The sequence below is a fragment of the Salinivibrio sp. IB282 genome (assembly GCF_001995685.1).
Taxonomy (GTDB): domain Bacteria; phylum Pseudomonadota; class Gammaproteobacteria; order Enterobacterales; family Vibrionaceae; genus Salinivibrio; species Salinivibrio kushneri.
In genome coordinates, this window is record NZ_MUET01000008.1 from 32,513 (window position 1) to 56,532 (window position 24,020).

The following is a 24,020-nucleotide window of genomic DNA, read 5'->3' on the forward strand; positions in this document are numbered from 1 at the left end:
TAATTTTCTATTACTTGGCAGTTAAGGTTTCTCAATTTTACTCATCCATCTCCCAGTATTAGGATACTTGACGCTAAACGCGCGGAGCCGTTTTCGAGCCCGCAGAATGATGGATAAGCTTGATTGAGTGAGTTGTTAGAGTTCCACTGTGATCTCATGCTTGCTCGCTCCCCACGTCGGCGCGTGGGGAATGAGTTGTGCGTCGGCTTCAGTATGTATTCCCACGTCGGCGCGTGGGAACGCGTTAAAGCCTTAACCCCTCAACTGCGAGAACTTGATGATCTCGTGAGAGTGTTCAAGGGTTTGTGCGAGGTGTTGGATATGGGCGGGGGTGATTTCGCAGCAGCCACCGACCACCAGGGCACCGTCGGCAATCCATTGTTGTACACGTTCGGTGTGGACTAACGGTGAGAGATCTTCCCGCGCTTGCAGGGCATCGGCTTTGCTGCCTTTGGCCATGTCTTCTACCGATTTAAACGCATTGGCATAGCCACCGACAATGTCGGCCTGGGTCGTCATTTTTGGCATCGCCGTAGTAAGCACTTCTGGGTCGCAGCAATTGAGCATCACTGCTGTCGGCGCGTAGTCAGTGACCGCGTGCATGGCTTGTTCTAGCGACTCGCCAGAGCGGAGTGCGCCATTAGGCTCTAGCCGAAACGCCACCCCAAACGGTTTGCCTTGCTCACGGGCGGCAGCGCACGCTGCACGCGCTTCTAGGGTGTTGGTCATGGTTTCGATTAAAAACACATCCACATGAGGCTGTAGGCGGGCGACATGAGAAAACTCGGCTTTCATATCGTCAAAGCTGCGCTGCGGCTGGCCGAGATAGCTGCCCACCAGCGGCGGCAAACAGCCGGCAATATCGACATCGGCGCCTGTCTCATCCACCGCTTGCTGCAGCGCTTCGAAGGCTTTTTGATAAATGGTGTCTATTTTATCGCTCAGGCCGGCTTTGGCGAGGCGCGTGGGCGTCGCTGGGTAGGTATTCAGGGTATGCGTTTTTGCGCCGGCGCGAATAAAATCTTTATGCACGTCTTTGACAATGTTGGCATGTTTTAACATCACCGCGACCGACCAAAGCTTCGAGCTCACATCCGGACCACGTTGATAAATTTCTTGCCCTAGGCCACCATCGAGTAATGCAATCGACGTCATGGTTACTTCAGCCTCCTTCGGCCATCTTTCCTTAGTTTGACTTGAGATTACCATGCGCTCGTCGATTTAACACCCCGTTGTTATGCCACCTCTTCACTGCCTTCTATTGCGAGATGTTCAAGCTTATCGATGACCGTCATGCTGGCGTTTTCCATCTCTTTTAATGCGGTGACCATTTGATCGGGTTGTTGAGCATGAAACGCTGCCACCGCAGCCTTGGCGTGGGTGTGCACTTGCTCGTGAGGCCCGGCAATGGCTTTAAACGTTTGCAACTGCCCAAAATATTGCTGCCCTTCACCATGGTTATACCACTGGCCGAGGCGGCATTGGGTGTGATCGGTGACATCGTCCGCCATCATGCTGTCTTCGCCCAATACCACGCGGTATATCGCAAATTTAAAGCTGATATGGTCAAGTTTTGCCAGTTCACAAAAGGCGCGCAGTGCAGAGGCTTTAATGGTGGTGCGGCTGTGCTGTGCTTGCTCACTTTGGGTGGCCATGGCATCGGCAACCTGTTGGCCTTGTTCGCTGTATTGAATGGCTTCAGTGGCAAGGGTATCGGTGAGCGTGCACGCATGGCTGCTGCCCGCACGAATTTTTTCCRCCAGCTGGGTAATATCTTGGGTGGCAGTGGACGTGCGCTCGGCAAGGTTGCGTACTTCATCAGCGACCACCGCAAACCCTCGGCCCTGCTCACCGGCGCGTGCCGCTTCAATGGCTGCGTTTAACGCCAGCAGGTTGGTTTGATCGGCGACATCACGAATCAAATTGACAATGCCACTCACCTCTTGGGCATGTTGATCGAGCGAGCGAATCGCTTCCGACGATTGCTGACATTGCGAAGATAACGACTGCACATGGCGCGCAAGGTCATTGACTTGCTCGGCGCATGATGCCGCTTGGTGGCTCACTTCGGTCACACGCTCTTTTTCACCGTTAATGGTGTCCGCCAGGGTAGCCAGAGAGGATTGGGTGGCGTTAATCGAATCACCAAAGTGGCATAAGTTGGCGTCGATCGCTTTGCCGGTTTGGCGTTTTTTCGCGACGGTATCCAGCTCTGCCTGCAATGCGCCTTTCTCTGTATTCAGCGCGTCGATGGTATGATTAATCTGCTCAATTTTTTGCTGTAGAGCGACTTGTTTTTGCTGTTCTTGTTCAAGTTGACGACGGGATATAAACACGCTGACTCCTAATTAAGCTTTTTATAATATTTTAACGCTTAATATTGGTTTTGTATGATAAACGGAGCGAAATGTGATCCATTTTACGCCAATCATTTGATTTACACTGTAAACCGATAATAATTCCCGCCATACTGACGTCTCTGCGGCGAATGAGCGAAACATTATGACCTTTTGGTTGCTTTTTAAACGTTGGATTATCAGTCACTTCGCCCATTTAAATGGGCGTATTTTGGGCTTGGTGGTCCTTGCTTACGGCATCATCGGCTGGCTGCTTTTGTACTGGGCGGGCGAAACCGAGATGACCCAGTCACTCGGTCGCTATATTTATTACTTAATGGTCACCGCGTCCACCGTTGGCTATGGCGACTATTCGCCAGCGACAGAAGCAGGACAGTGGATTACCGCCTTTTGGATTATTCCCGGCGGGCTGGGGTTATTTGCGGTGGTGATTGGGCATGTAACCAGTGCGTTGGTCGATTATTGGCGACGTGGATTACAAGGAAAACGGAGTCTTACAGTGAAAAATCATATTTTGGTGTTAGGGTGGAATGGTCAACGCACTATCCAGCTTATTCGCCTACTGCAAAGCGGTGTGCATGGCGATCGTCCTATTGTGCTTTGTGTGCGTCCCGAAATGGAAAACCCGCTCCCTGGCGAGGTGGAATTTGTGCGCGTCACCAGCTTTACCGACGCCGAGGGCATTGCCCGTGCGGGGATTGATAGTGCCGCGAGCATTATTATCGATAACCCTGAAGACGATATTACCCTGTCAGCGGCCTTGTTTTGCGCACACAAAAACCCCTCAGCGCATCTGCTCGCCTACTTTCAAGATGATGCACTCAGCCAAATACTCAAACAACACTATCCACACGCCGAGTGTGTACCGTCTGTTTCCGTGGAAATGCTGGCAAAAGCGGCGGTAGATCCCGGTTCAAGTCAGTTGCATCATGAGCTTTTAAGCACGTCACAAGGGATGACGCAGTATTGCGCGCGTTACCCCACCGATGCGAGCGCCACGGATGTGGGCACCCTGTTCAACCAATTAAAGCACGAATACGATGCGACATTAATTGGTCTCGATAAAGGTGAAGGCATTACCCTTAACCCCAACCTTGCAACAGACGTCGCCCCCGGCGATCGCGTATTCTATATTGCAGCCGAGCGTTTACCGCATTGGTCAGCGGCATGATTCGGGTACCATTCATCACACGCGACGCTGGCTGTTAGCCTTTCCCGAACAGTCCGCCGCTTCACCTTAGGAGCGGCGGACTCGCTTTAGATGCCCTATTGGTGAAAAACCGTCTATTCGACCGAGGCTTCTTTTACATCGGGTTGACGCGCCTCAACGGGGTAAGCGTAAAAATGATGTACAGGCCCCGCGCCTCTTCCCACCTTTAACTGCTGGCTATGCGCTAAGGCGTCGGTGAGATAACGCTTAGCCGCTCGCCCGGCCTCGATAGGTGTCATCCCTTGGGCGTAAAACGAGGCGATTGCGGCAGACAGTGAACAGCCTGTGCCATGGGTGTTAGGCGTTTCAACGCGACGTGCACTCAGGGTTTGGCACGTATCTCGGCTAATCCATACATCCACGCTTTCAGGAACGTGATGTAAATGGCCACCTTTGAGCATCACGTACGGACATCCGAGCTTGCGCAGTGCCGGCACTAAGGCGTACATCTCCTCGGTGGTTGTCGGAACAGGACACCCAGTTAAACGTGCGGCTTCTGGCAAGTTGGGGGTTAAAATGGTCGCGCGCGGGATCAATGTATTGATCAGTGCATCCATGGCGTCATCATCTAATAACGGATCGCCGCTGGTGGCGATCATGACCGGATCGAGCACGACCGGTAAGTGCGGGGAGCGCGCGAGCACAGCGGCTACTTCGCGAATAATCGCTTGGTTGGCGAGCATGCCGATTTTCACGGCACGTACTGGCATATCGTACAACACCGCATCCAATTGGGCGCGGACAAAACCAGGATCAACCGCCGAGACGGCCTCAACGCCACAGGTGTTTTGCGCGGTTAATGCGGTGATCACCGAGCACGCATAACCGCCGGTAGCTGAAATCGCTTTAATATCGGCTTGAATGCCGGCACCGCCACCGCTGTCTGAGCCGGCGATGGTAAGAATTACAGGTGGAGATAGGTTCATATTGGCCCCTTAATCATGAGGGGCGGAAGGAGACAAAACCACGCACGATGGCGCGACCTTGTGTGCTGAGCACGTCAGTTCCCTCCGCCAGTGCTAACTGGATCAGGTTCTACGGGTCCTGCTTTCGCAGTCTCAGCAATTGCTTGCTCCCCGACTAACACGGTCAGAATATAAACCTTACGGATAAAGCGCAAGGTTGAGGGTGCTAATTGCGCGTTTAGGCCATCTCATTATTATTGCTGGTTGCGTTGCTATTGATCGTCGCGTTGCTATTAATGGTCGCGTTGCCTTGGTTGGCGGTTTTAAGCAGTTGTTCAAATCCTTCTTGAATTAGCGGCCGTGCGTATAAAAAGCCCTGCACTTGGTCGCAGCCAATGGTTTGTAGCACATACTGCTGGTCCTCTTTTTCGACGCCCTCGGCGACCACACCATGACCAAAACCATGGGCTAAATCAATCACGCTACCCACCAAGTGCTTATCACTGGCGTTGGTAGCCAAGTCGTGGATAAAGCTGCGATCAAGTTTGACCCAATCGACCGGTAACTGTTTAAGGTAACTGAGTGAGCTATAGCCGGTGCCAAAGTCATCGAGGGCAATATGCATGCCTGCATCTCGCAATTGTTGTAGCTCTTTCAGTGCCACCGACATGTGCTGGATCAGTGCTGATTCTGTGACCTCTAATTGAATCAGATGCAAAGGGACATCAACTGCCTGGCACCGAGCTAAGACGCTGTCAGCAAAGCCGGGGCGAAACTGCTGGGCAGAAACATTGACTGACAGGTGGAAGCTATCGTTGATCAGTTTATTTTTTCGCCAACATTCAACCGCGGCTAAGGCCATCACCAGTACGTGGTCGCCCAGTTGGATCATATCTGCGCTGCGTTCGGCGATGGGGATAAATTCCGCCGGACTGATGGCCCCAAGGGTCGGATGCTGCCAACGCAACAGCGCTTCCGCGCCTATCATCAAACCGCCGTCTAATCGCCATTTGGGTTGATACACCAGTGATAATTGTCCGCTTTGCAGTGCTGGCCCTAATTCGGTGCGAATCAAATGCGCGCGCTGAGCTTGGCTATCAAGCTCAGGCTGATATTCGCCGATAAGTTGGTCATCCGTCGGAATCGCTAAAATGGCTTGACGAAACAGTTGCGCCACATCTTGTGTCTCATGCTCCGTGCGGCTGATACCAATGTGGCAACGTAAAAACATTAAACGCCCATCGAGCGTGTGGTGTCCGCTGATCAACCGATTGATGCGCGCGGCTTTTTCTACGGCATGGTTATCGTGTTCTTCAATCAGCATCACCAGTCGTGTGCTATCCCAAACGCCAATGCGATGTGGGCGCGCCACTGTACTATTGGCTAGCAGATTGGCCACTTGTTTGTATAGTGCCTCTGTCATTAAATGGCCTTGGTGTTTGGTCACCGCTTCCATGCCATCTAAGGCAATCATCATCACAGTCACCGGCCCTTTGCTCAGCTGGCGCTCAGCGGCATCTAATAATGCGCGACGATTTGGTAGCCCGGTTAACGGATGGGTCAAAGACAGCGCGCGTAAAGCCGCCGTTTGTTTGTTAACCAGCATTTGCAGCCGTGCCGCTTGATCGCGCTCTTTACGGGTTTTCAATTGCAGATGCAAAAGGTTTTGAATCCGTTGCAACACCTCATCGTGATCAAAGGGTTTGCTGATGTAATCAATCGCGCCACGGCATAACGCTTGGTTACGCAAATTCAGGTCATTATCTGCGGTGAGTACCATCACGGGCGGGCAATGCTCATCTAAAGCGTCATTAAGATCATCCAGCACCAGTAAGCCAGAGCGCTGCGGCATCCGCATATCGAGTAAAATCAGGTCGGGAACGGGGGAGAGAGCATCGGTGACAAGGCGAGGATCGGTGAGCCCATTCAGCTGTTGATAACCGGCTTGCTTGAGCATGGTAGACAGTAAGTGAATGTTTTCCGGTCGATCATCAATGATCAGTATATGTGCTTGTGACGGATCCTTTATCATAGCCTCTCCTCTAATAATAATTGTATGGCCTCAGCCAAGTCCGCTGACGAGAGCGGCAACGATAAACGTTGTAATGTCGGTTTGTTATGTGGTTCGTCGCATGGGTTGTCAGTCAGAACAATGAGTGGTTTGTCGCCAAATTGTGCTTGTATTTGTTCGGACGTTGCCGCAACGCTATCAGCCGCTATAATGACTAACGATGGCGGAGACGCGAGCGCAACAGCCTCAGCCAGTGACAGCTCATGCGCATGATAGAGTGTCAACATTGGCCAATCTTCAAAGCAATCGGYCATCAGGCGCTGGCGGGCACTGTTATTATCAATATAGAGCACGCGATGCGGCTGGCTCACGCGGAGACACGTACAACCTTGATCGTCAGGTCGCGTCGACGCCCGGTAAGGGAAAGTCACTGAAAAACAACTGCCCTTGCCTGGCTGGCTTTTTACTGACATCTCGCCTTGCATTTGCACAACCAATTGGTGGCTCACCGCTAACCCCACACCTGCCCCTTCAATCTGTGATTGTTCGGCGGCCAAGCGGTTAAATGGCTCAAAAAGATGGTTTAACCGATTTTCAGCGATGCCGATCCCGGTATCTGATACAGAGATCGTCAAGGTTGACGATGGTTGACTGGCTTCAACCCATACTCGCCCCTGAGGATGGTTATATTTAATCGCGTTGCTGAGTAAATTGATCAACACTTGTTTGAAACGGGTTGGATCCACATATAGGTCGCCACTCAGATCCGCGGGTAGGCAATCATCTAACTCAACGTGCTGCTGCTTTGCGAGCGGGAGTAGTGTTCGAACGGCATCACTGACAAGGGCGCGAACCGGATACCAAGTGACATTGACCACCGTTTTTCCTGCCTCAAGTTTGGCAAGATCCAGCACATCATTAATTAAGGTGAGTAAGTGGCGACCACTTTGGTGAATTTGATCGACATATTGCCGTTGCGTCTCCGTCAAGCGAGGAGAAGAGGATCGTTGTAGTAGTTGCGCATAACCGAGCACACTGTTTAAAGGCGTGCGCAGCTCATGACTCATGGCAGAGAGAAAATCACTTTTGGCTTGATTGGCGCGTTCTGCCTCGTGCTTCGCTTGCAGTAATGGTGTGGCATCATACCCAACAGTCACAATGGCGTAAGGCTCTCCCTCTACGTGGCGAATAAGCGTTTTAGCGAGCTTAAAAGTCCGACCATCTCTTAATGTCACATCGACATGAACGGGTTCACCATCGAGCGTCAGTTGGTGATCAAGCGCATTGAGGGTTTCGCGCATTCCCTCAGGCAAGGCACCATGAATTGCCTCAGCAAGCTGTTCAACATGCTCGACATTTAATGCTTGCAGGCAGGCATAATTTGCAAGCGAATAGTGTCCGCCCAGCTCTCGGACAAAAACAGGATTGGCGATCGCATTAATAATGGTTTTGAGTTGATTGCGTTCGTGTTTATTACGCGTCTGAGCCTGAGTCAGCGCGCGCATATCAGACATAATGCCAATAAACTCTCGCCGGTCTTCAACCCACACTTCACTGACCGCAAGATGAATCGGTACCACATGCCCCGCTTGATGCCGTGCCTCAACCCGCCGGCCGGTACCGATAATGTTTGCCTGGCCTGTTGTTATATATTGCCGTAAATAATGGTCATGCTTCCCTTGGTGCTCCGGCGGCATTAAACAATCAACATTCTTTCCGATTAGCTGTTGCGGGTGATAACCCAATAATCGGTGGGTGAACGGGTTCGCATCTAAAATAATGCCGCGTTCATCAATCACCAAGATCGCGGCTGCCGCGCTGTCGACTAACGCTTGATAATGGGCTTGGGTCCCGCGTGTTCGGTTTGTGATGATTGGTTCGCTGTCCATGCTCCCTGCCTTTGACCTATAAAAAACGCCCCATTGTGGGGCGTTTGACGGTCCGGCATGCATTGCCTATCCGTCGCTATCTTTTATAGTTTTTGACTAGCGCATCGACCTTTTTCAGGAACTGCTCTTTTAGGTTTTCGTGCTCATAGTCAAGATCATAGGTATTGTGAAACCCCACACGTAACTGTACCCCATTTCCTGCTAAATAAATGGTATAGCCGTCATAATCTGAGAAAGCGTCAATGCCATCTAGGCGGTGCCCATCTTCTATTTTCTCACCATACTCTGTCACTATCTCAAACGCGCGCAGTAGATGGGTAGGATTGAGTTCGTTTTTCACGCTTCCCTCCTGGCAGTGTTAGCGAAACTGTGCCCCACCTCCCGGCCGTGATCCACGACCATAAAGTGGGCCGGCCAATACCGGTGGTGTGGTCAACACATGCCCTGACACCTCAATCCGGCTTGGCTTAGAAATAATATTGGGCAAGGCGGCCAATGTATCAAGGGTGGTATCTGGCCCCGTTTTTTGGATTGCTGTACCGTAATTATAGCCGTAATCGACACACACGACAGGCGAGCCCGCCGCTCTTGCCGCATGAACATCATTCACGGCATCACCAACCACCAGCAATTCTGATGGTGGCACTGCTAAAATCGCCGCCGATTCAAAAATGCTATCGGGATCCGGCTTTCCGGCTGCGATTGCATCGGTTCCTAAGATACGGGTAAAAAAGTGGCTGACCCCAAGTGCTTTGAGTAGGCTATTGGCATGCGCCGTTTGCATGTCCGTGGTACATATCATCGGGAACTGACGTTGAGAGAGACCTTCAAGACAAGCAAGCACCCCTGGATAGAGTCGAGTTTTTGGCGGTTTTTTGCCTAGGTATGAGGACAGGAACAACGCGCGGGCTTGGTTCAGTACGGTGGTAGAAACCCGCCCATCAATGTGTCGCGTAAGCACCCGATGGATCAATAAATCCGAGCCATCACCAATCCAGTCTCGAATCGCACTGGGCTCTTCCTCCGGCAAATCAAACCCTCTCAACATGCCGAGGACAGCGTCGTATAGATCATCAAAAGGGTCTGCGATCGTGCCGTCTAAGTCAAAGCATATCGCAGAGATATTCTCCAGTTTTTTCATGGAACGCCTCCACAATCAATGTGTTATCGCCAGGAAGGAAAGGGAACGGTGGATCAGGTTGTCTCTCCATCGACTCATTGAAAGTTAGCAGAGAACCAGAAAGCATCCTACCAAAACAGCAGGCACAATGTATCGAATCACCGGAACAAAATTGCATAACTCACCACTTGCCCACAAACTTCAGAGGCGAATCAAGCCCCTAAACATAACGTGATCATTTTCACATTTATATATCTTTGCACTCATCGATACCGACCTTAACCCTGTATAAAAAATCCGTCATTTTTCTGACGCGCCAGGGCAGGCGAAGTCACGACCTGTCATAAAAATGAAAAGCAAATAGGCATAGATTGTCATCGAACCGCTCTACCCTGTCTCTCTCGATAGTGAGATTCGATGTATTTTTTATATGCGGTATTTTTCTTCACAGCCTCTATGGCGTTACCTGGCGGTTGTAATGATTGCGCTGATCGCCGGTTGGTCTGTCTATACCTTGGAAAACCAGCGTCAGCAAAGCCGATTTTCGACCGACGTGGAAAAGCAACGTCACACTCTCAGTAAAGCCTTTTCCCAACTCTATGAGCTTCAATTATCGGCACAGTTGTATCTGCAACAAGAAGGCGGCCTGACACGTGATAAATTCCATGCCTTTATCGATAACCATACCCAAAAGCGCTCTGGGCTTGATAGCGTTATGTGGCTACCTCGAGTCAATCGCGCTGAGTTAAAACAATTTGCCGCGCAACACGGGCATTATCATCCCTTTCCACCGCTCAATAACCATGCCTGCCAGTGGGTGATGCGGGGTGATACCTTTCCCGCGCTTTACTTGTCCCCCAAAGCTGCGGCAGAGGGGTATTCAGGTTGGCGCGCGGATGCGCAATGCGAGAATACCGTCACCATGGAACGGGCTTATTTTAAGCGCCAACCGGTGGCAAGACTGATTCACGACGAGCAAGGACATGGGGTGCGTTGGTTTGCAGCCATTACCGCACGAGACGGCCAATTAGCCGGTTTTCTCGCCACCACACTTTATTTTGATACCTTTCTACCCACGATCTGGCAAGATGACACTCCCGCGCCCGATATGGGGCTAATCGCCCGTGAAGCCTTTGGCCACCAGCAAATGTTTGCCACGCACTCAACGCAAGCATTGCAAACATGGCGAAATACTCACTCGCCCGACATCACTATTCCGATTGCCGGCAGCGAAGAAGGGCTGGTAGTGAGATTCACCCATCTGCGCGGCTTGCACACAGGGCTACTCTACGGAGTGCTAGTCGGGCTATTGGTATTGTCACTCGGCTTATCGGTTCTGGCCAGTTTTTGGTCTTACGCTAACCGACTGTCATTGGCACAACACTTAGTCAACAAGCAGACCCGCCAGCTTACCCATCAAGCACATCACGACACTCTAACGGGGCTGGCAAACCGTGCGGCGCTCGACAATGCCTTGGAGGGAGCACTCCAGCAAGTGAGCGCCCAGTACAGCGAGCACTTTACCTTGCTGTTTATCGATCTCGATCGGTTTAAAGTGGTTAACGACTCTCTCGGTCATGTGACGGGAGACAAGCTTCTAAAACAGGTTGCTAAACGTTTGACACAATCGGTCAGTGGCGAGCGCGTGTTTCGCTTTGGTGGCGACGAGTTCATCATTTTGCTTAAAGCCGACAGCTCACTGGCATTGGCACAAACCAAAGCCAAGCACCTGCTCCAGGCGCTCAGCGCACCTTACAAGGTGGACGAGCATATGATTAACTTGTCCGCCAGCATTGGCATTGCCTCGGTGAACAAGGCCAATGCCTCGGTGACGGATATCATTCAGCAGGCGGATATTGCCATGTATCACGCCAAGCAAACCCGTGATCGCCTGGCCATTTTCCAACCGGCCATGCTTGCCAAAGTCCAGCAACGCTTTATTGTTGAACAAGACTTAAAGAAAGGGTTGGCACAGCAGCAGTTTCACCTGATGTTTCAACCTATTTTTGATGGTGAACATGAAACACTCAGCCATGCAGAAGCGCTGCTCCGGTGGCAACACCCGACGCTGGGGGCGATCTCACCGGCAGAGTTCATCCCAATCGCAGAAGAAACCGGTTATATCATTGAGCTTGGCGACTGGGTGCTCGAGCAAGTCGCTGATGTGCTTGATAGCTGGCATATCCGATTTCCCACTAACCAATGTCCATCTATCACGGTGAATGTGTCGGCCAAGCAGTGTCAGTCAGCCACTTTTGCCGATGACGTCGCCTCACTGATCGCCAGGCACCAGTTTGCGCCCCAGTGTCTGGGGTTAGAAATGACAGAAACAGCCCTACTTGAGCATTCAGAAACGGTGGGGAAGAACTTACATCAGCTTCACGCGCTGGGAATAAAACTGTACCTCGATGACTTTGGCACCGGGTATTCATCCCTCTCTTTACTGCGCCAATATCCGTTTAGCGTGATTAAGATGGATCGCAGTTTTATCATGGATATCGATCAGCCCAACGGCAAAGCGGCGCCCCTTTGTCGAGGAATGATTGCCATGGCACATGCCGTCGATTTAACCGTCGTAGCAGAAGGCATCGAGACCAAACAGCAGCTAGGCTGGCTGCGCCAACACCAATGTGACTACTTGCAAGGATATGTGCTCTCTCGCCCGATTGCGCGGACAGCGCTTGAAGATTGGTTGCTGCCGAAATCACACCAGCGAATGGTCTTGGTGCATGGTTGAGGCCACAGCGGCCAGGGTGTCGGCGGACGAGGGACCGTTTTGACGCACTGGCGCCGCTTGCTGCAACCACTCGTCGCGCAACACGCCGTAGCGGAGTGAGTCATAATACTCACCTTGATAGTAACGGACGGCGCGTAAGCGCCCTTCCTCACGCATTCCTAGCGCTTTGGCACAGCGCATCATCCCTGGATTACCTGACCAGGTCGTTAAGCCGATTCGGTTTACTTGGTGACGAATAAACAATTGGTCAATCCACTGCGTCAGTGCACGTCGGCCGATACCTTTGCCCCAGTCTGTGGGATCGAAAATGGTGATCCCCACTTCTAACCAACGCGTGCGTTTGTCTTCCCAGTAAAGGGTGACATAACCGACTGGCTCGTTATCCACACAAATCACCTGGGCCGTGTCACCCACGATGAACCGGCGAAAAAGACCAAAACGAAACGACCAAAACGACACCGGTTCAATGGGTGTGTAAGGCGCATCATACTGTTTCCAGGCACGAGAGTAATAAATATTGCGCCAAAAATAACGGGCTTCGTTTCGCCGTGCGGCTCTCAAGGTAACGACTAAGCGGTTAGTTACATCCACGTCCATGTCGGGTTACTGTTCTCTCTTTACCAGATAATCGGTGACGACCCTGCCCCGTCACAGCGACCGTTTGTCGGTGTGACCCACAAAGGTACCCAATTTAACTCAATTAACCACCACATTGGCGACCTCCGTCAAACAACCCACTTTTATTGAGTGTAGACGGTTACGCGCAAGACCGGCGTCTTGATTGCTGTGAGATGGCCACACCCAGCATCACCAATCCACCGCCCAACAAGTGGTACTGAGTGAGTGTTTCCCCTAGCACAACAACGGCGATAGCCGCTGTCATCACGGGGAGAAGGTTCATGTACATCGCCGTTCGACTCGCCCCATTGAGCGCGATAGCGTGTAGCCAAACCGCTGGAGCAATCACCGAAGCGCCCAAGGCGGCAAATCCCACCAATGGGTAAGCGTCCGCGGGGATCGTAGGACTAGGCGCCATCCACAAGACCGGCAGCAACATGATCACCGCAAACAAGGCTTGTACATACACTGAGACCCAGTTTGACAGTGCCATCTTCCATCGCTTAAGAAGCACGCAATACAGTGCATATGAGGACGCACACACCAGCATCAGCCCATCCCCCACCGACGCACCAGCGTGAAAAAGAGAAAGCGGTTTGCCCAGCGTTAGCATATAGACCAATCCAGCGAAGGATAACACGGCCCCGAGGATCGCACGCATCGTCAACGGCTGTGACAGCACAGGCACACTGATCAACAAGCTCAACATGGGCACCAACGACATAATCAGCGCCATATTGGTCGCCGTCGTGGTTTGCGCAGCAAAATAGGCAACGGATTGATTGGTCACCATCCCGAGTAATGCCAGCACGGCTAAACGTGGCGCCAATCGGCCAACGGCGCGTCGTTGTCGCCATACAGTGGGCAGACAAAAGGGCGTTAATACTAAAATGGCAAAAAACCACCGATAGAACGCCATCGCGCCAGGTGCAATCACAGTCACCGACATCTTGTTTACAATCGTATTAATCGCCCAGATGAGCACCGCGGCTAACGGCAATAAAAATGGCATGACTGTCTCACAAACTCACACAAAGGATGGATAAAGCAGGTAGTTTACACTGTAAAGCGGCAAATAAAATCCAAGCGAATCGCCAACGGAGCCTAACAGATGGATACTCGGTAAGCGGCTGAGGAAGGCAAGGAGAAAAAAGCGGGCAAAGCCCGCTCGGCAAGTGATTCGCCAAATGGTGCCATCAGAGCACCCAATAGGACAAAGGTATCGAGWGGTAGTTTACGTCGATCATCGAAGGTTGTGTCATTACCCTGTCAACAACCTGCAAAATCGGTCACTACCCGCCCATTGCAATATCATCCAGAGCCTTAAGCACTTGCCCATCGAGATGGCCCTCAAACACGCGCTGACAGACTTTACGTCGCACGGCCAGGCCAGATATCAACTTTTCAATAGAAAGGTGTCTATCATGCTGTTGTTGATTATAAAACTCGATGGTGCGGCTGAGTGTTTCGTAAGAGACCACTTGCTCACCCACGCGCAACCAATCAAGCTTTTCTAAATACCCCTGACATTCTTCGGTGATCACGGATGAAGGATGCCCTGTCATCGCCGACAACGCGGTAATACTGCGTTGCAACGCTTCCTCAGACGTATACTTTGAGAGCACAATGGTCAGTTCATCTGCATTAATCTCAACCAAGTGCTTACGTTGTTTAACACGACGTCCCAAGCGGCCACTGCTCTTCTCTTTGCGCTGGATCGGTTCAAACTCACCATCAATGATCCCGGAAAGCTGATCAAGGTCTTGGCTGGGTAAGATCTCGTTTCGCAATGGGTTGGGCATGGTGGGGGCCAACGAACGTTTGCCCTCGTTATACATCTTGGCACGCGAATAGCGGATCACCTCGTCCACGTTGCATTTTATGTCTATGCGGTAGTCAGGGTATTTTTTCTCTTCGTCTTCGCGCGTTAACGTTAAGTGATACCCCCACAAGTTCACCGCAAAGACAGATTCGGTCACCTTCCCTTCCGCCAGCTTTCGTAGCTCTCGGATTAAATCACTGGAAAAACGGCGCCATTCGATATTCCGCGCCATTTTCTGGTTCAGCTCGCTAAGCAACATGGAATCTTCGAGTCGACGCGACATACGGCTTCTGAACAACGAGTAGAGCTGAAACACCAAGGTGTGCTGACGCAATATCTCCGGTGGGAACAAAAAGAAATAATCGCGTGTCATCAACTCTTCAAAGAACGAAGGCTCCCACACTAAGATGTAAAGGTTGGGCTTGATCCTAACCTCACCATCTTCCCCTTCTTGAGGCGCTTCCTCCGAGGCGGTAATGGTTCTGGCTAAGAACCGGAATCGGTCACTTTTGAACCCTTCTGGCATGTTTTCACTGAGCCAACGTCCTGTCAGCTCATGAAGCTGAAAGTCAGTAAATTCAATTCTATCGATGCTTTCGCGGATGGCGTCACGTGCAGGACCACTGTCTTTTTTACCCCGTAATTGCAGAATATCAGTGATATAGATGGGGGTTTTGTTGCCTATAGATTGGGTCTGTAACTCGTAATTGGGTAAATGATGATCATGGTACTGCACCGTGAGGGTGAACAGGGCGAACAGTGTCATCAGATCATCCACCGTCATGATCGACTTAGCCGAGCGGGTTTCAATGATCGCTTTGGTCCCGCTGATCGCCACCATCGATTTTTGATAACCTTTTTTGGTGCGCGGAGGGGCAAGCGCTTGATCAATGATCCCAGCCCAGCTGGTCGGTGAGACCAAAATCTGATCTTTCTCACCAGGCATCATGGGGGGCGTGCCCAGTCCATGCTCATTGAGAAGTTGTCGATTAACTTGTGTTTGCGCTAACGCTTTTGAACGTTTTTGTTTGACTGCATCGCGACTTTTTTCTGTCATTAGGCCTGCACTGCCGAGCGATGAAATCAATCGGCTAGGATTAACAAACTGATGCAGCATGGTTTTGCCCGCGAGTCCTTCTTCAAACCGCACAGGTTGCTGAATGAACAATCCTAACTGGACAGCGGCACGAAGCCTTTGCTGAATCGCTGCGCGTGTGAGCTGGCCATCTGTCGCGTCAACCAATTCTGTGGTGGAGACATACCCGTCTTGAGAGGCAAAGCCCCGCACTGAAATTAAGTTCAGCAGCTCTAGAATGCTTTTGGTTACCCCTTTAAAGTGTTCATACTGTGCAAGCCAATCAATCAACTGATCATGAACGGCAAACAAATGCCCGTCTTTGTGGGAGCGAGGGGCTTTTATCAAGATTTTTTCGGGTTTACTGGCATTCATGTCAGCTTAAATCCTTTGTCACGAGCATACTCAACGCGCATTTTTAATTGAATTGACGGAAACCGTAAATCGATCACTCTTCCAGGGAAAGACTAATAAAAAAAGAACCAAAAAGAAAGATCTTTTTTATTGTGCTTTTTAACTGATCTTTATGATTATTCTGATCTAATTTGATGATCTGATCTTATGATCCAAACAATTGGATTTATATAACATTCTGATTTTTATGAAGTATAATTTTACCTTCCTCGAAAGCATGATCATCAAAGTTTCGGAGACATGATCATCAACACGCACCAACGATGATCAAGTAAGGCCCGCATCAATGATCAACATCTTACCGCATTGATGATCAGATAATAACGGCAACGATGATCAAGCGTGATACACATCTTATCCACAGTGATAGGCTATCGCTGACGATGATGTTATTCGATTTAGTGACTAAACGGGCGAATGGGACTTAGGAACAATGATCAAGACAGCGCTTTTTTAGTCGATCCGATGAAAAAGCGTCCATGTTGTTGGTTAGGCTAGCGGCTATTTCACGCTTATCCATCAAATCGAAATGACATTGACAGTATAACCGTCACTGGGATGTATGTGTCCGGTTATTGGAACAATGATCATGAAGGGGATCGTGCTGTTCGATCATCTTGACCTAACCCCCTGTTTCGTCCACTGGAGACGGAGAGGAGGATAAGATCCTTCTCGATCCCTTGTTACACCTGACGTTATCCGTAATTTGGCGGTTTGATTATATCGTTCCGAACAATGGGACATTGTATAAGCGTTTACAGCAAGTCTTGATCATTGTTCCGTTGAGTAGCGATATACGCCGCGTGGATTTGCAGAGGATTTAACCCATAATACCGCTTGATCATGTTTCCTAAATGATGCGTTTACGCTCGAAAGCATGATCAAGTGATGGCGTCCATGAAGGCCGTACACCTTGATCATCGTTTCGGGAAAAATGATCAAAACGGTAGTGAGCCATCGGGTGAGCGACAAATGGGGATGTTTTTCAAACCAACTTCCCTGCTTCAGGGTTAAGCCACGATAAACTCAGTTCAATGATCGGATACCGTAAATTAGCCATTCAAAGATAAGCTTCCGGTTATTCGACTTGTTTACATTGTAAATAAGTGACGCTGTGACATTTAAAATGTGCGGAACTTATCGTAGGTTTGTCGAGGTGAGGATAAGCGGATATTTGTCGCTATTTTCATCAATCATCCAAGATAACAATTGTGAGCAGGATCTTTATTTGATCGGCTTTTGTTCACCTTTTTATTGTTTTAACTGGAATTTGCTGTACAATCGGCAATTATTTCTCGTTAAGGCGAAAAAGAATATGGATAGGGAAAAGACGATTGAAAACCTTCGCAACATCGCCGCGCAGACGAAACAGGTTCAGTCTGATCGGGTCGAGATTGTGATGGAAGAGCGCCACGACCAACTGTTTCCACCGATGTCAAAAGCATTAATGGAAACGCGTTCTGGTTTAACGCGGCGAAAGCTTGATGAAGCGATCTCTCGCATGGAGCAAGARGGGCATCAGTTTACCAAAAACAACGCTAACCATTATTCGATTACACTCGATGAGGCGCACCAAATCATGGATGCGGCGAATGTGCCGACCTTTCATGAGCGTAAAGGAAAAACCCATAAGCCTTGGGTGGTGAACATCCAAAACCAGAAAGGCGGAACCGGTAAATCCATGAGTGCGGTGCACTTAGCGGCGTGTATGGCCCTCAATTTGGAAAAGCGTTATCGCATTTGCTTAATCGATTTGGATCCACAAGGCTCATTGCGACTGTTCCTCAACCCACAAATTAGTTTGACCGAGCAAGAGGGGATTTACTCCGCCGTTGACGTCATGTTGGATAATACGCCCCAGCCTGCAGACAAAGACTTCATGATGCGTAATGTCCTATTGCCGACACAGTACCCAAACTTAAAAACCATGGCGGCCTTCCCAGAAGACGCGATGTTTAATGCTGAGGCGTGGCAAGCGTTAGCAACGAGCCAGTCTCTGAATGTGGTTGAGTTGCTGCAAGAAAAAGTCATCGACCCAATCAGTGATGAGTTTGACATTATCATGATAGATACAGGCCCGCATATCGATCCGCTGGTATGGAATGCGATGTATGCTTCAAACTCATTAGTGATCCCTTGTGCGGCAAAGCGCCTTGACTGGGCGTCGACGGTGAACTTTTTCCAGCATCTGCCACAAGTCTATGAGATGTTCCCTGAAGACTGGCATGGCCTCGAGTTTGTGCGGTTGATGCCGACTATGTTTGAAGATGACAACAAAAAACAGATTTCGGTCTTAACGGAAATGAATTATCTTTTAGGTGAACAAGTCATGATGGCGACCATTCCAAGAAGTCGCGCCTTTGAGACCTGCGCCGATACCTACAGCACAGTGTTTGATCTTACCTCACAAGACTTTGAGGGCGGTAAAAAGACGTTATCGACAGCCCAAGATGCCGTCCATCGTGTCGGTTTAGAACTTGAGCGTGTGCTGCACAGCCACTGGTCTCAGCTCAATCAGGAGTAATTACGAAAAATGGCCATTAAGACCTCTGATTTAAATGCGCGTTTGTTTGCCAAAGCAGACAAGCGACGAGCGACGACAACGCAAGAAGCTCAGAGTGCAGCGAGTGAAAAAGCGGCAGTCATTGAGCTTGCGGTCGCCGGTGAACACACGGTTGAATTTGAGCTGGTAAAAGTCCCTGCCAGTGAGATCCGAGATAAAACGACCGTCTTTGATAAGAATGCGCGAGAGCAGTCATTTCTGAATGAACTTGCGTTATCCGATATTTTGGTAACGCTAAAAGCACATGGCCAGCAGTACCCTGCAGTGGGTCGTTGGCTTGACGATGGTCGTATCGAAGTCCTCGACGGTAGCCGACGCCGCATGTCGTGTCTGATTGCAGACCAAGATTTCTTAGTGTACGTGGCCAAAGGCATTAGTACGCGCCATGCTAAATTCTTGTCAGATGTCGCCAATGCGCACAAACCCTTATCGCTTTATGAACGCGGTAAAGAGATGCAGGCAATGTTAGACAGTGGTGAAGTGAGTGACCAAAAAGCATTGGCGAATGCGTGTCAGTGTAGCGAAGCCTTGGTCAGCGGCGCCCTAAAAGCCGCGGCCCTGCCCTTACCGCTACTCCAGGCCTACCCGAGTGTATCGGAGTTGGGACGGCCGACGATTGTGAAGTTGCACCGCTTGTATTTTGGCCTTGATGCGTCTTTGCAACAACAGCTGGTTGCTAAGCTTGGTGACACGCCTTTATGGCAACAGGTTGATGCGCAAGGCGTGACGCGTATTACGCGAGAAGTCACCCAGTTGATTGAGCAGTTTAAGGATGAACTGGTTGCGCCGACATCTACTGAAAAAGAGCAAGCGCAAACATTGCTTGAAGGGCGAGCGTCATACCGACGCAAAGGCAACAATTTGAATATTAGCCTCAAGAAAGTCAGTGACGAAGACGCAGAGCGTATTTTAGCGCTGATTAAGCAAACACTCGATAGCTAATCTTTTTGCCGAAAATGACAAAGTAAAAACGACATGCCTGGCGTGTCGTTTTTTTTTGCGTGTTATCATCCCCTATCCGCTTGGTAAAAAGCCTTATGGAAACATGATGACATCACCCACATTGGAAGACTTTTTTGCGCCGCTGATCTTACGTGCAGCCCATCACTCCCACCGTCAACTGGTTTGTGTCGATAAGGATTTGGCGACTGTGCTAGCCGGCTTTGATGAGACACAAGCCCCGTTAATTGTGGGAAGCGCTGAACATGGTTTGAGTTGGCGCCAGGCTCAGCAAAAGTTAGGACAAGAGTGTGGTCATATCGTGGTGGAGGTGAACGCGCAATTTAACGCGGAAGCTTTTTGCGCCATCGTCGGTTGTTGTCGCGCGGGGGCGCTCATTGTGCTCCGAATTGCCGACGGCGTTGAAGATATGCCGCCATCCGTGCAACGTCTTCTTCGGTGTTTGAGTGAAGATGATAGCGTCGCATTTCATTGTCATTGGCAACACCGGTTACCGCGAGAACGTTCGGTGCGACCCCAAACGCATTCAGTCACCCAGAAAGATGCGATTGCTGCGGTGGAGAAAGTCGTGACCGGACATCGGCGCCGTCCCCTGCTGCTTAGCGCTGATCGAGGTCGGGGTAAATCGGCCGCATTARGAATGGCCGCGGCTAACTTGATGATGAAAAAGCCAAGGCGCATCATTGTGTCATCGCCTTCCCCTGCCCATGCATCAACGCTTTTTCATCATCTGAAAGCCACCCTTGAGGTTGATGACGCCGGTCAAAAAATCGATTATCAAGGAAGCCAGATACGGTTTATCGCGCCTGATGTGCTGTTGCAAGACGCGCCAGCGGCAGACTTGTTACTGGTTGATGAGGCAGCGGCGATCCCGCTTCCGATTATAAGCCAATGGCTGAATCAATACAGTCGCGTCGCGATTGCCACGACAGAGCATGGCTATGAAGGGACAGGACGGGCTTTTACGCTGCGACTCAAGCAAATGTTGGATGCAGAGCAGCCACAATGGCGTACCTTAAAGCTCACCGCCCCCATGCGATGGGCTGATGATGATCCGGTTGAGCGTACCTTGAATGCCCTCTTTTTACTCAATGGCGACGACGACTTAGCGACGGAACGGGCCGATATGCTTGAGACCGAGTGGGTTAAAAATGTGGTGATTGAACCGATTAGCCGTCATCAGTTGTATCAAGACGAGGCGTGTTTACGGCAGTTATTCACACTACTGATCGCGGCCCATTATCAAACATCGCCTAACGATTTAGCCCGTCTTCTGGACGATGACGCTATCTTAATCTTTGCCGGCTGGCGCAACGATAAGTTGGTTGCCGCGTGTGTCGTGAGTCAAGAGGGTGGGGTTGATTGGCAAACGTGCCAGGCGGTCGTTGCGGGGCAACGCCGGATAAAAGGGCATCTGTTTAGCCAATCTGTCGCCGCGCATTTGGGGGAGGCTGAGGTCTTGCACGACAGGCTTTGGCGCGTGCAACGCATTGCCGTATCCGAGCCCTATCGACACCAAGGCGTCGGTCGACGGTTGCTCGCCGTCGTGAATGAACACGCGGCTGAAGCCTCGGTAGTTGGGGTAGGGGTTAGCTTCGGTGCAACCGCATCGTTGACGCCGTTTTGGTTTAAGCAAGGGTTTAAGCCGGTTAAACTGGGATTGAAACGCGATCAAGCCAGTGGCTGCTACTCACTGCAAATGCTTAAACCTATCCAGCCATTGAGATGGTGTGATCTGGCGTTGCGCTTGTTTAGGCAAAGTCTTCCCATTCAGATGCTCACTAGCCATCAACGGATGGAAACGGATATTGCTGTGTCTATCATTGCAGGGTTACCAACCACACCGCTACCGGAGGAAGTAAGACAACAACTCGATGGGTTTGTTGCCGGTGGTGTAGGAGTCGATGCTGCCCTCTCGAGTCTACAGGCTTGGTTATATCATCATATTCGTTGTGACGGGAAAAAGGGCGAGAACGCCACACTCCCCATTCTGGTTAGCCGTATTTTGTTAGGGTTGCCTTGGTCTGTGGTTTGCACCCGATATCAGCTTGCGGGAAAGAAGGACGCGGAATCTCGAATAAGGGACTATGTTCACATGCACCTGACGACATGAGCGATTTACACTGTAAACGAAACACGCGGCATTGGCTTGATTTACAGTGTAAACGCTGTCACGCTTGACGCGTATTTACACTGTAAATCGTTCTAATGTCGATCATTGTGGGGAGCATGCCGAGGGCCAATGAATTAATCCTACCCTGGTCACGTTTTTATCAGTGATCCTGCTCCCATAAACGATAAACCTGTATAATTTATTATAAATGAGACAATTGCGCACACTGGCATTGGATTTGGACTAATCTAATCAGTGACGACAGTCGAGCGTAACGTTCCACAAGATGATGGAGCAAGCGCGTTGCCAAGTGGTTTACTGGGCTAATAAAGCCGCCACAAGGATCAGATGGGCAGGAAGCGAGATGCTAGACGATATCCTCCGCGTCTCTCAGGATGGTCAGCGTGTATATTTATCGGCAGGGAACGTCGAGCATACAAATGGCCAACCCATAGAGAAAAAACAGATTAAGGACTGGTTGGTGAGCAACCAAGTCGATGGCTTTTTTTGTTTTGATGATACGATAGAGTCAGCCCTCACCAAGTTAAATGCCTCGCCGGATGATGCTGAGTCGGAAGATTTCATTATAGCAGAACGCCGTGATGCAACTATCGAGGCGCGTATCGCCGATGATAAAATGACGGCCTATTTGATCGTTAACGGCGCTTGTGGCGGGCGTGGACTGAAAGCCGATGACATTCTTTCGACACTGCGTGATGCTAATATTGTTCGAGGGATAAAAAAACCAACCCTGCAAAAACTTCTCTCCGCATCAGGAAAGCTCAAACCTGGTGAATATCTCGATGTGCCCGTTGCATTCGGCCGACAGCCTATCGCCGGCGAAGATGCACATCTTGTCTATCTCATTGAAGATCCTACCGAGCGTGTTCGTCGTCCCAAACAGCGTGAAGATGGAACCGTTGATATGCGTGATTTGGGGGAAATGGTGATGGTGAAGCAAGGACAGCCTTTAGCAAAACTGATCCCAGAAACGTCGGGTTATGAGGGCTTCACGGTCACTGGCTCAGTGTTGTCGACCTCGTCCGGTCAGCCAATGACACTCACCGCTCACCCAGGTAGTGAGTTCAGTAACAAAGATCCCAATATTTTGGTGGCGACCATGGCCGGGATCCCTCGGTTACAAAAAGACGGTGTGGCTGTCGATGATGCCTTGAGCTTAGATGCGGTTGATGTCGGTACTGGGCATGTCAACTTTGAAGGCAGTGTGGTGATTAAAGGGGATGTCGAAGTGGGTATGAAGGTCACGGCATCGGGAACCGTCACGGTGGGAGGAGTGGTAGAATCGGCGACCATCACCGCCGGTGCCGACATTATTGTCCAGAATGGGATTATCGGCCGACAAGTTGCAGCCGATTCTGATATTAATTGTACCCTGATTGCGGAGGGCAATATCGTTGCCAAGTTCGCGCAGTATGCCACGCTCTGTGCCAATCAAAACCTAGAACTTACCTTGCATGCGATGCACTGCAAAACACATGTGGGGCAGTCAATCATCATTACTGATGCCACCAAGCGCAAAGGGACATTAGCGGGCGGTCAACATGAAGTCGGTGAGAAAGTACAGGCGGTGATTATCGGCGCCAGCGCAGGGGCGCATACGTATATCCATTGTTTCCCGCGTCTGCCGATACTTAAACGGGAACTCGTCAATCTAAACAAAAGCTGGGAAGAGAAAAGTGCCCAACTGGACAAGATCCAGGCGGCAGAGAAAAAACTTGACGCTGTTCCAGAAGAGAAGCGCGACGCCGCGATGGTGGAAAGAATAAGTTCGACACGCGAGCACCTTTCTACCGAGCTAAGTGAAATAGAAGCCACGGTGGAAGAAACAGATGCGGCGATAGAAAGCGGATACAAAGCCGCCAGTATCATTGCGACTAAGTCATTACTGAATCGTGTCCATTGTACTATCGGCGAAGACAAGCACGTGATTCACTCAGAGCATGGTCCATCACATTTGTTTTATGATAATGCGGCGATTGAATTAAAGCCGTATCAAGCCAATGGTTAACGCTGATTTACAGTGTAAACTGTTAGCCAACCTTACGGATTTTCCCTCTTTTAAGGCTTGAATTACCATCCCCGCTCGCTCAGCCGCGCGGGGAAGTAAAAAAGGTGAGAGGTAGCCGTCGGAGATAGGGAGTCCAGACACAAGGGCATCGGGGGAGTTCGCGTTACCGAAGTAACGCGATACATAAATCAATGATT

At 50.4% G+C, this 24,020-nt stretch carries 16 protein-coding genes, 1 pseudogene and 1 riboswitch; of the genes and pseudogenes, 6 read left to right on the forward strand and 11 right to left on the reverse strand.

What is annotated here, in order from left to right; translation table 11 throughout:
• Positions 1–252: 252 nt before the first annotated feature.
• The 3 genes and pseudogenes from BZG14_RS03135 to BZG14_RS16065 all read right to left on the reverse strand — a co-directional run.
• Positions 253–1,155: a homocysteine S-methyltransferase family protein gene (locus BZG14_RS03135; RefSeq protein WP_077607963.1), complete on the reverse strand. Its 903-nt coding sequence runs from the start codon at positions 1,153–1,155 to the stop codon at positions 253–255.
• 80 nt (positions 1,156–1,235) lie between these two features.
• Positions 1,236–1,655, reverse strand: a complete 420-nt coding sequence (locus BZG14_RS16060) for a CZB domain-containing protein (RefSeq protein WP_443508465.1) — start codon at positions 1,653–1,655, stop codon at positions 1,236–1,238.
• A gap of 18 nt (positions 1,656–1,673) precedes the next feature.
• Positions 1,674–2,336 (reverse strand): annotated as a pseudogene (locus BZG14_RS16065) (methyl-accepting chemotaxis protein); the annotation flags it as partial.
• Positions 2,337–2,502: 166 nt separating this feature from the next.
• Between BZG14_RS16065 and BZG14_RS03145 the strand changes: the two are divergent.
• Positions 2,503–3,528: a potassium channel family protein gene (locus BZG14_RS03145; protein WP_077607965.1), complete on the forward strand. Its 1,026-nt coding sequence runs from the start codon at positions 2,503–2,505 to the stop codon at positions 3,526–3,528.
• Between the two features lie 113 nt (positions 3,529–3,641).
• Here the strand turns inward: BZG14_RS03145 and thiD are convergent, their stop codons facing one another.
• The 5 genes from thiD to BZG14_RS03170 all read right to left on the reverse strand — a co-directional run bounded on the left by thiD (position 3,642) and on the right by BZG14_RS03170 (position 9,513).
• Positions 3,642–4,493, reverse strand: coding sequence for a bifunctional hydroxymethylpyrimidine kinase/phosphomethylpyrimidine kinase (gene thiD, locus BZG14_RS03150; RefSeq protein ID WP_077607966.1), 852 nt, complete (start codon positions 4,491–4,493; stop codon positions 3,642–3,644).
• 62 nt (positions 4,494–4,555) lie between these two features.
• Positions 4,556–4,656: riboswitch (TPP riboswitch) on the reverse strand.
• Between the two features lie 54 nt (positions 4,657–4,710).
• A complete protein-coding gene (locus BZG14_RS03155) occupies positions 4,711–6,504 on the reverse strand; it encodes a putative bifunctional diguanylate cyclase/phosphodiesterase (RefSeq protein WP_077457040.1) in 1,794 nt (597 codons plus the stop codon).
• Positions 6,501–8,372 (reverse strand): sensor histidine kinase, encoded by a 1,872-nt coding sequence (locus BZG14_RS03160; protein ID WP_198532009.1) that lies wholly within the window; start codon positions 8,370–8,372, stop codon positions 6,501–6,503. Before BZG14_RS03160 ends, BZG14_RS03155 begins: the two co-directional genes overlap by 4 nt.
• Before the next feature lie 76 nt (positions 8,373–8,448).
• Positions 8,449–8,712: a DUF3081 domain-containing protein gene (locus BZG14_RS03165; protein WP_077457036.1), complete on the reverse strand. Its 264-nt coding sequence runs from the start codon at positions 8,710–8,712 to the stop codon at positions 8,449–8,451.
• Between the two features lie 18 nt (positions 8,713–8,730).
• Positions 8,731–9,513 carry an HAD-IA family hydrolase gene (locus BZG14_RS03170; protein WP_077607968.1) on the reverse strand — a complete coding sequence of 261 codons (783 nt, stop codon included), beginning with the start codon at positions 9,511–9,513 and terminating at the stop codon, positions 8,731–8,733.
• Positions 9,514–9,970: 457 nt separating this feature from the next.
• On the opposite strand from BZG14_RS03170, the gene BZG14_RS03175 reads away from it, so the two are divergent.
• Positions 9,971–12,229 (forward strand): bifunctional diguanylate cyclase/phosphodiesterase, encoded by a 2,259-nt coding sequence (locus tag BZG14_RS03175; protein ID WP_198532010.1) that lies wholly within the window; start codon positions 9,971–9,973, stop codon positions 12,227–12,229.
• On the opposite strand, the gene BZG14_RS03180 is transcribed toward BZG14_RS03175, so the two are convergent.
• From BZG14_RS03180 to BZG14_RS03190, 3 genes are all read right to left on the reverse strand, one after another.
• Complete coding sequence (locus BZG14_RS03180; protein ID WP_077607970.1) at positions 12,197–12,826, reverse strand: GNAT family N-acetyltransferase; 630 nt, start codon at positions 12,824–12,826, stop codon at positions 12,197–12,199. The genes BZG14_RS03175 and BZG14_RS03180 overlap by 33 nt on opposite strands.
• A 160-nt stretch (positions 12,827–12,986) precedes the next feature.
• Positions 12,987–13,859, reverse strand: a complete 873-nt coding sequence (locus tag BZG14_RS03185; RefSeq protein ID WP_077607971.1) for a DMT family transporter — start codon at positions 13,857–13,859, stop codon at positions 12,987–12,989.
• 280 nt (positions 13,860–14,139) lie between these two features.
• Positions 14,140–16,119, reverse strand: coding sequence for a replication initiator protein RctB domain-containing protein (locus BZG14_RS03190; protein WP_077607972.1), 1,980 nt, complete (start codon positions 16,117–16,119; stop codon positions 14,140–14,142).
• Between the two features lie 1,354 nt (positions 16,120–17,473).
• On the opposite strand from BZG14_RS03190, the gene BZG14_RS03195 reads away from it, so the two are divergent.
• From BZG14_RS03195 to BZG14_RS03210, 4 genes are all read left to right on the forward strand, one after another.
• On the forward strand, positions 17,474–18,682 hold the full coding sequence (locus tag BZG14_RS03195) for a ParA family protein (protein ID WP_046076018.1): 1,209 nt from the start codon (positions 17,474–17,476) through the stop codon (positions 18,680–18,682).
• A gap of 9 nt (positions 18,683–18,691) precedes the next feature.
• A complete protein-coding gene (locus BZG14_RS03200) occupies positions 18,692–19,663 on the forward strand; it encodes a ParB/RepB/Spo0J family partition protein (protein ID WP_077485047.1) in 972 nt (323 codons plus the stop codon).
• A gap of 103 nt (positions 19,664–19,766) precedes the next feature.
• The gene (locus BZG14_RS03205) at positions 19,767–21,794 is read left to right on the forward strand and encodes a GNAT family N-acetyltransferase (protein WP_077607973.1); all 2,028 of its coding nucleotides are present in this window, start codon (positions 19,767–19,769) and stop codon (positions 21,792–21,794) included.
• A gap of 364 nt (positions 21,795–22,158) precedes the next feature.
• The gene (locus tag BZG14_RS03210; protein ID WP_069360880.1) at positions 22,159–23,823 is read left to right on the forward strand and encodes a DUF342 domain-containing protein; all 1,665 of its coding nucleotides are present in this window, start codon (positions 22,159–22,161) and stop codon (positions 23,821–23,823) included.
• The last annotated feature ends 197 nt before the right edge of the window (positions 23,824–24,020 follow it).

What these genes read in the sequence shown, in the direction of transcription:
- BZG14_RS03135 (WP_077607963.1), bottom strand. Translation starts at nt 1,155, where the DNA reads ATGACGTCGATTGCATTACTCGATGGTGGCCTAGGGCAAGAAATTTAT.
- BZG14_RS16060 (WP_443508465.1), bottom strand. Translation starts at nt 1,655, where the DNA reads ATGGCCACCCAAAGTGAGCAAGCACAGCACAGCCGCACCACCATTAAA.
- BZG14_RS03145 (WP_077607965.1), top strand. Translation starts at nt 2,503, where the DNA reads ATGACCTTTTGGTTGCTTTTTAAACGTTGGATTATCAGTCACTTCGCC.
- thiD (WP_077607966.1), bottom strand. Translation starts at nt 4,493, where the DNA reads ATGAACCTATCTCCACCTGTAATTCTTACCATCGCCGGCTCAGACAGC.
- BZG14_RS03155 (WP_077457040.1), bottom strand. Translation starts at nt 6,504, where the DNA reads ATGATAAAGGATCCGTCACAAGCACATATACTGATCATTGATGATCGA.
- BZG14_RS03170 (WP_077607968.1), bottom strand. Translation starts at nt 9,513, where the DNA reads ATGAAAAAACTGGAGAATATCTCTGCGATATGCTTTGACTTAGACGGC.
- BZG14_RS03175 (WP_198532010.1), top strand. Translation starts at nt 9,971, where the DNA reads ATGATTGCGCTGATCGCCGGTTGGTCTGTCTATACCTTGGAAAACCAG.
- BZG14_RS03180 (WP_077607970.1), bottom strand. Translation starts at nt 12,826, where the DNA reads ATGGACGTGGATGTAACTAACCGCTTAGTCGTTACCTTGAGAGCCGCA.
- BZG14_RS03185 (WP_077607971.1), bottom strand. Translation starts at nt 13,859, where the DNA reads ATGCCATTTTTATTGCCGTTAGCCGCGGTGCTCATCTGGGCGATTAAT.
- BZG14_RS03190 (WP_077607972.1), bottom strand. Translation starts at nt 16,119, where the DNA reads ATGAATGCCAGTAAACCCGAAAAAATCTTGATAAAAGCCCCTCGCTCC.
- BZG14_RS03200 (WP_077485047.1), top strand. Translation starts at nt 18,692, where the DNA reads ATGGCCATTAAGACCTCTGATTTAAATGCGCGTTTGTTTGCCAAAGCA.
- BZG14_RS03210 (WP_069360880.1), top strand. Translation starts at nt 22,159, where the DNA reads ATGCTAGACGATATCCTCCGCGTCTCTCAGGATGGTCAGCGTGTATAT.